Genomic DNA, 5,993 nt, shown 5'->3' on the forward strand with positions numbered 1-5,993 from the left:
GGCGGGCGCGCTGGATGATCGAGCTGATCCGCTGCCGGGCTGGCGAGTGCGCCGAGTTCATGGTGGACGCCTGCGATCCCACTCCCACCGGATGGCCAGCCGCGCCCCATGTCTGCGGCGGAGATGGAAGCGATGTTGTACGCGCGTCTCCCGGCCGACCGCAGGGCGCGAACCGCCATCATCGTGATTGATGTGACGAAGCCGGATTAGGGCGTTCGTGCGATGGTGGGCCGTCGAACCGTTACGGAGATCTCCTCGGAAGACCTTTAGTTGAAGAAGCTTGAGCAAGGAGCTTCAACGTCGAAGAAATTACCTTGCCAAGCGACTAGGTATTTCTACGAAGACGTAGCGTCACTGATGAGCAGAGAGGAGACAGCGCCTGAAATTCATGCCGTTTTCTACCTTTGCGGGGATCAATCGCAACGCGATACAGCTAGGAACACAAAATCCGCGTAATAATGCTTAGCGGCATACAAGCTGTATCGGCTCTGCGTTCCAGGCCTATCCTAACGTGCAGGCCGACTCAGAGAACATTGCAGATGTCGTTCACGCGCTACCATAGCAAATATCTTGCTCATCGAGTTACGCTTGATGGGGTCGATGACGATGCCTTTGCGAAGTCGTTGTCAACAGCTAAGGTTCAAATGAACCCCCATCAAGTTGATGCAGCCCTCTTCGCGTTGCAGCCACCTGTCATGCGCGGCGCAATCCTTGCAGATGAAGTAGGTCTTGGAAAGACCATTGAGGCGAGTCTTGTCATTGCGCAGAGATGGGCAGAGAAGCGTAGGCGTATACTGCTGATCGTCCCAGCTTCACTGCGCAAGCAGTGGACACAAGAGCTGAGTGAGAAATTCGGGCTCCAAGCCCTGATCCTCGAAGCTAAGAGCTTCAATGAAGCCAAGAAGCAGGGCCATAAGCACCCGTTCCATAACGAAGGTAAGATTATCGTTACGTCTTACGAGTTCGCCGCGCAAAAGGAAGAAGAGATCGTCGCGGTTGGATGGGACCTCGTGATTTTCGACGAAGCCCATCGGCTTCGCAATGTCTATAAAAAAGGAGCGTCCAAGAGGGCCAAGGCATTGCAGCGAGCTTTGAAGAAGCACTTCAAGCTTTTGTTGACTGCGACGCCACTTCAGAACTCTATAATGGAGCTGTTTGGAATTGTGTCTGTCATCGACGATCGTCTTTTCGGAGATGAAACAAGTTTTAAAATTAACTACGGCGGCAAACCGACGCCAGCGAGTCTTGCGATCCTGCGAGAGAGGCTCAAGCCAATCTGCTTTCGGACGCTAAGGAAAGACGTTCAGGCGGCAGGGCACATCAATTATACGAAGAGGATACCGACAACATTCACGTTTGAGCCGCATGATAACGAGCTGAAGCTCTACTCGGGTCTTTCGGCTTATCTCCAGCGCAAGGATACGATTGGCTTTGGTGGTAAACCCAATCAGCTTATCACCCTGGTCGTTAGAAAAATACTTGGATCTTCAACGTTCGCTGTAGCGGATACCCTCACCGCGATTATTGAACGGCTCAAGAAGTTGGAGCCGGTCGAACCCGAAGATCTTTCGGACATCGACACCACGGACGAGTTGACCGAGGAATGGAGCGCGGACGCCGACGATGACAATGGCACAGAAGATGCAAAGGTCGCCATTGACCCCGTCCAGCTGAAGGCGGAAATAGTCGAGTTAACAGCGTATCGTGACCTCGCTCGCAGCATTAAACAAAATGCCAAGGGCGAAAAACTGCTCACCGCTCTCAGAGAAGTCCTCGATAAGATTGAGGAGAAAAGCGGCCTGCGGAAAGCGGTGATCTTCACTGAGTCAGTGCGGACACAGAAATATATATCCGAACTGCTATCCGCGAACGGCTACGATGGCCAGATCGTTCTGATGAACGGCTCAAACAGCGACGCCGTTAGTCAGGTGATCTACGGGGACTGGAAGAAGCGTCATGCGGGAACCGACGCTATCTCCGGTTCCAAGACAGCCGACATGAAGGCGGCCATCGTCGAAGCGTTCAAAAACGACAAGGTGATCTTGATTGCCACCGAGTCAGGTGCTGAAGGCATCAACCTTCAGTTCTGCTCGCTGCTCATCAACTACGATCTCCCGTGGAACCCGCAGCGGGTAGAGCAGCGCATCGGACGGTGCCACCGCTATGGCCAGAAGATCGACGTCATGGTCATCAACTTCCTCAACCTGAAAAACCGGGCAGAGGAACGCATTCTTGAGCTGCTGACCAACAAGTTTCACCTGTTCAGCGGAGTGTTCGGGGCCAGCGATGAGGTCCTCGGCTCAATCGAAAGGGGCACAGACTTCGTGAAGTGCGTCTTCGCGATCGTCCAGACAACGCGGACCAATGATGAGATCGACGACGCCTTCAATAAGCTGCAGGCTGCGCTTGATGAGAAGATCAAGGCCGAGGTGCTTGATGCGCGAGCTAAACTCATGGGCCACTTCGACCAGGATGTCGTGAAGCGTCTTTCGGACCGCAAGGAGGTTCTGAAGCGTGTCCTTGGCGAGTTCGAGGAGCGGCTAATCGCCATCGCTAAGGCAGAACTTCCTGAAGCGCATTTCTATGACCACGACGATGGCAGCCCGTGTTTCACGCACAACGGTCACACCTTCACGACGGGCTGGCCACTGGCCGACGACATGAACTGGCGGTTCTTCCGCCTCGCCGACGGTAATCTCGCACAAGAGCTGGTGGAGACCGCGAAGGCACGCCAGCTCCCGATCTGCACGGTCAAGTTCTCGTACGCGGCCTATCCCGGCGACGGGCAGCTATCAGACGTGAAACTCCACATCGGCAAGTCTGGCTGGCTGCAGGTCGCCCGGCTGGCGATCAAAACAGCGAAGCGCAACGTTGAGCATCTCGTGATCGCAGCGACCGCTGACGATGGCACCGAGGTGTCCCAAGACACGCTGGATCGACTGTTCCGCATCCCCGGCGAAGCGAGGATGGAGCTTGGCTATGCGCCACCCCACGATGACCTCTCCAAACGTGAAGCGCTGCTCGTAAAAGCAAAGCTGAAGGAAGCGGAGGCAAATAACGCCGAGCATCTCGCCAGGGAAGAAGAAAAGCTCGACGCGTACGCCGAGGATTTGGAGAAGGCGGCGGAAGCCGAGATCAAGCTATTAGAGGACGATATCAAGCTTAAACGAAAAGAAAGTCGCAGCGTCGGGGGACTTCAAGATAAGCTCGAGATGAAGCGCGCCATCAAACGACTGGAGAGCAAGCGTGACGACCTGCGCATGGCGATGTTCGCCCGACGTAAGGACATCCGCAAAGACGCCGACGACCTCCTGGACGAGATCGAGGAGAGTCTGAAGGTTAAGCCGCTTGTTACTCCGGTTTTCCTGATCCGCTGGGAACTGGCTCCATGATTGCCGAAGGCTGCGCGCCATGGGCTTTTCACTCGAGTCGTCCCCGGTGGAGGTCGATATCCATCTTGCGGGGTATGATGGGCCGAGCTGGGAAGTCGCGCCATTCCGGCATCGCTCCGGCTGGCTCATGGTCGCGGAGGCGCGACTGATGACGCCCTTCGGGTTCGTATCGGAAACGCTGGTTGCTGCGGTCAGCGATCATGGCGAGGCGTATTCGCCCGAGATGGCTGCACGTCTGCTGAACATCCCTGCCGGCTTTCCGCGGGACGCGGAGGTGAAGCCACCCGAGTCGCTCGCAGACCGTCTGGACGCGCTCTATTGGGATTTTCTTGGCACCACGGACCTTGAAAGCCTGGGTCATTTTGAGGAGGCCGAGGCCGCGAATGACGGCAAGATCGCATCCTTCGAGGCCGATTGCGCCGCCTTCGAGGCAAAGCTCTGGACGGTGATCCGGCAATTACGGGCCGAGCGGCGAAAATCCGCTGTGATGCCGGAGCGGCGAGCCGAGATCGACGCCCGGTTGAAGCGCCTGCTGGAAATGCCGGACGAACTGGCACAGGGCATGCGCGAGAAGCTCCGGGAGATGCGGGCCGCGACCGGTGGCCTCGAAACGGCCGTCATGGACTCGCTCACCGATCACGGTGAGCTTGAGGTACTCTATGTCGTCCGCTGGCGAGCACGGAGTGCGGTTCTCCAGCGTGTCGACTGCCGACTTCCCGTCAATCGCGACCCAGGCTTCACACGCCACCCGTGGCACGATGGCGGCCTTGCCGGGCGAACCCTTGAGCGTCTCGCCCAGATGCGTCCTTTCCAGCACGAACGAGATGAGTGAGAGCATGTCGACGGATAAGCTCCCAGCGCTTGGCGCACGCGCCTTCGAGGACCTGAAGCGGACCAACGAGCACGGTGCGGAATACTGGAGCGCTCGCGACCTCCAGCCATTGCTTGGCTATAGCCAGTGGCGGCGGTTCGCGGAGGCTATCAGCCGTGCAATCGAGTCGTGCCAAGCTTCTGGAAACAATCCCGATTATCATTTTGCCGCCGCCGGCAACATGATCGAGATCGGCAAGGGCGGGCAGCGCGAGGTGGACGACTTCCACCTGTCTCGCTTCGCCTGCTATCTGATCGCGCAGAATGGCGATCCGCGGAAGCCCGAGATCGCCAACGCGCAGAAATACTTCGCCATTCAGGCGCGGCGGCAGGAACTCTCCGACCAGTTCGCTGCCGATAGGGAGCGGCTGGAACTGCGCAAGCAGGCCGGCGAGGAGTTCAAGGCGTTGTCCGGCGCGGCACGGCAAGCGGGCGTGCAGGACCGCATGTTCGGCGTGTTCCACGATGCGGGCTACAAGGGCCTCTATGGTGGGCTCGGCAACACGGCGATCAAGGCCAAGAAGGGTATCCCTGAAAAGGACGCTCTGATGGACCGGATGAACGCCACGGAACTTGCGGCCAACCAGTTCCGCATGACACAGACGCGCGACAAGTTGGCACGCGATGCGGTGAAAACAGAGGCTCGGGCGATCCGCACCCACGAGGTCGTGGGCCAGGAAGTGCGCGAGGCGATCAAGCGCATCGGGGGTACACTGCCCGAGCAAATTCCACCGGATGAGCACATCAAGCAGGTCGAAAAGCGCGTGAAAGCGGCGACGCCGAAGCTGGCGCTCGACGACAAGGACGCTGCGGGCCTGCTCGGCGACGCCGCCAAAGAAGACTGAAGGACAGACCGTGAGCCGCAAACCGAAGCTGGAACTGACATGGATTGGCAAGGACGAACGCCCACGCCTGGAGCCGCGCATTCTCGTTGAAGACCCATTGAAGAGTCATCACGCCGCCTCAAAGCGCGAAGGCGACCTCTTCGACAACATGCTGATCCAAGGAGACAATCTGCTCGCGCTCAAGGCTCTGGAGGCGAATTATGCCAGCAAGGTGAAATGCGCCTTCATCGACCCGCCCTACAATACCGGCTCCGCATTCGACCACTATGATGACGGCGTTGAACATTCGCTGTGGCTGTCGCTGATGCGTGATCGTCTGGAGATAATCCGCAAGCTCCTATCTGATGACGGCTCACTTTGGATTACCATCGACGACAACGAGGCACACTATCTTAAAGTGCTGTGCGATGAGATATTTGGAAGAGCGAATTTCATTTCAAATATTATATGGAAGAAGCGAGATGGAGCGCCCAATGATCGCAAGATCGGAGCCATTCATGACCATATTCTTGTCTATGCGAAGCGCCGTGATGACCAAGCATCAAAGACTCGAGCTGAATTATCCTTCAATCTAATGGAGAGAACCGAAAAGGCTGATGCTCAGTACCAAGTTTTTACTGAGGTCGAAGGCCCAGATATACGCGGACCCTTCAGAAAAATTGATATGACTGCCAACGCAAAAGGCGGTCGCTTCGTCCAAAGCCTAACGTTCGGCATCAAGAACCCATACACCGGAGAAGTGGTCTTTCCACGAAACGGAACCAATTGGCGACACAACAAAGAAGAGGTCGAACGTCTTGCCGTAGATAAGAGCCTGACTCAAAAGCCTACTATCGGGCGAGGCGCCTGACGGCGAGCTGGATGGCGGCGAGGGTGACGAAGGCCT

General features: G+C 57.0%; 4 protein-coding genes and 1 pseudogene. All 5 read left to right on the forward strand.

What is annotated here, in order from left to right:
- Positions 1–191: pseudogene (locus F1193_RS17340) on the forward strand (hypothetical protein); the annotation flags it as partial.
- Between the two features lie 348 nt (positions 192–539).
- Complete coding sequence (locus tag F1193_RS16720) at positions 540–3,392, forward strand: SNF2-related protein (protein ID WP_150098925.1); 2,853 nt, start codon at positions 540–542, stop codon at positions 3,390–3,392.
- A 19-nt stretch (positions 3,393–3,411) separates the two neighbouring features.
- Positions 3,412–4,224 carry a hypothetical protein gene (locus F1193_RS16725; protein WP_150098926.1) on the forward strand — a complete coding sequence of 271 codons (813 nt, stop codon included), beginning with the start codon at positions 3,412–3,414 and terminating at the stop codon, positions 4,222–4,224.
- 4 nt (positions 4,225–4,228) lie between these two features.
- Positions 4,229–5,107: a DNA damage-inducible protein D gene (gene dinD, locus F1193_RS16730; RefSeq protein WP_150098927.1), complete on the forward strand. Its 879-nt coding sequence runs from the start codon at positions 4,229–4,231 to the stop codon at positions 5,105–5,107.
- A gap of 10 nt (positions 5,108–5,117) precedes the next feature.
- Complete coding sequence (locus F1193_RS16735; protein ID WP_210247394.1) at positions 5,118–5,957, forward strand: site-specific DNA-methyltransferase; 840 nt, start codon at positions 5,118–5,120, stop codon at positions 5,955–5,957.
- Positions 5,958–5,993 lie beyond the last annotated feature (36 nt).

Source organism: Blastochloris sulfoviridis (genome assembly GCF_008630065.1).
GTDB lineage: Bacteria > Pseudomonadota > Alphaproteobacteria > Rhizobiales > Xanthobacteraceae > Blastochloris > Blastochloris sulfoviridis.